The organism is Micromonospora endophytica (assembly GCF_003236305.1).
GTDB lineage: Bacteria > Actinomycetota > Actinomycetes > Mycobacteriales > Micromonosporaceae > Micromonospora > Micromonospora endophytica.
Genome location: NZ_POTX01000469.1, coordinates 1 through 1,298 on the forward strand (window position 1 = coordinate 1; position 1,298 = coordinate 1,298).

The 1,298-nt window shown below is 68.3% G+C and carries 1 protein-coding gene; it reads left to right on the plus strand.

Features of this window, described 5'->3' with window-relative positions; all coding sequences use genetic code 11:
- Positions 1 to 66 precede the first annotated feature (66 nt).
- Positions 67 to 1,268 (plus strand): IS3 family transposase gene (locus tag C1I93_RS30550; protein WP_420811809.1). Its coding sequence is split into 2 segments (ribosomal slippage): positions 67 to 333 and positions 336 to 1,268, totalling 1,200 coding nucleotides; the frame shifts between segments, so codons are not numbered across the junction.
- Positions 1,269 to 1,298: the final 30 nt, after the last annotated feature.

Consider the following 1,298-nt stretch of genomic DNA (forward strand, 5'->3'; position numbering starts at 1 on the left):
TGGCCTTCCCCCTGAGATGTGGACACCCTGAGACTGGATGTTGGTCCAGAGGAAGGGGTGTCCCCGTTGGGGCGTCCATCGAAGTACACGGAAGAGTTTCAGCGTGACGCGGTTGACCTGGTTCACTCGTCGGGTCGGCCGATCAACCAGGTCGCCCGTGAGTTGGGGATGAGTCACGAGACGCTGCGGAACTGGGTCCGTAAGCGGGAGCGGCAGACCGGTACGCCTGCGGCAGCCTCGGGTGCCGGAGTGTCGGTGGCGGACAAGGACGCCGAGATCGCCCGGCTGCGGCGTGAGGTGGCTGAGTTGCGGCAGGAGAAGGAGATCCTGCGTAAGGCAGCCGCCTATTTCGCGAAGGAGATGGATCGGTGACCAGCCGCTTCCGGTTCATCTCCGCCCACCGCGCCACCTTCGGCGTCAAGCGGCTGTGTCGGATCCTGGCCGTGTCCCGCGCCGGGTTCTACCGCTGGGCAGCCAGCGAGCCCGCCCGGCAGGCTCACGCCGCCGCCGAGGACGCGCTCGCCGAGCAGATCAGCAGGGTTCACGCCGACTCCGGCGGCACCTACGGATCCCCTCGGGTGACCGTCGAGCTGCGCCACCAGGGCGTGCGGGTCAACCGCAAGCGGGTCGAGCGGATCATGCGGCAACGCGACGTGGTCGGCCGGCACCTGCGCCGCCGCAAACGCACCACCATCGCGGATCCGGCCGCTGCGCCGGTGCCGGACCTGATCGGTCGGGACTTCACCGCCACCGCACCGGATCAGCGGTGGTGCGGCGACATCACCTACCTGCGTGTCGGGACCGGCTGGCTCTATCTGGCCACGGTCATCGACATCGCCACCCGCCGCTTGATCGGCTGGTCGATCAACACCCACATGCGCACGAGCCTGATCATCGATGCCCTTGACGCGGCGGTCGCCGCCCGCGGCGGCCGGGTCGACGGGGTGATCTTCCACAGCGACCGCGGAAGTCAATACGGCAGCAGCGACTTCGCCGACGCCTGCCAACGGCACGGCGTGCACCGCTCGATGGGGCGCATCGGCTCGTCGTATGACAACGCCCTGGCCGAGGCCTTCTTCGCCACCTGCAAACGTGAACTCGACGTCGACCACCGACGGTGGGCCACCGAGGCCGACGCCCGCCGCGACGTGTTCCGCTGGATCGCCTTCTACAACCACCGCCGCCGCCACTCCGCACTCGGCTACCTCAGCCCCACCGACTACGAACAGACCCTCACACCGACTACGCTGCATCAGATCGCGGCATAACCCGGTGTCCACATCCCGGGGGGAACCTCA